The organism is Pseudoalteromonas sp. 19-MNA-CIBAN-0066 (assembly GCF_040308705.1).
In the GTDB taxonomy this organism is placed as follows: domain Bacteria; phylum Pseudomonadota; class Gammaproteobacteria; order Enterobacterales; family Alteromonadaceae; genus Pseudoalteromonas; species Pseudoalteromonas nigrifaciens.
Genome location: NZ_JBEONZ010000441.1, coordinates 1 through 233 on the forward strand (window position 1 = coordinate 1; position 233 = coordinate 233).

The 233-nt window shown below is 35.6% G+C and carries 1 pseudogene; it reads right to left on the reverse strand.

Annotation, left to right across the window (positions count from 1 at the left end):
- A pseudogene (locus AAEZ18_RS19750) lies at positions 1–233 on the reverse strand (histidinol phosphatase); the annotation flags it as partial.

Consider the following 233-nt stretch of genomic DNA (forward strand, 5'->3'; position numbering starts at 1 on the left):
GGCTTTATTGATGCACCAACGGTACTGTTGTGTGTCACCAGAATTACGGGCATGAAGCCAGACATTTCCTTTATAAGACGATTTACTTTTTTATATAAAAATATGTTGTCAAAAGAAGATTCTGGCTCATCAATCAATAGTAAATCAAATTGACTAGCATCACTTATTTCTTGTAATAATCGATATTCAGATCTCTCCCCGCCTGATACCTGGTACCCAGAAGAATTCAAAAT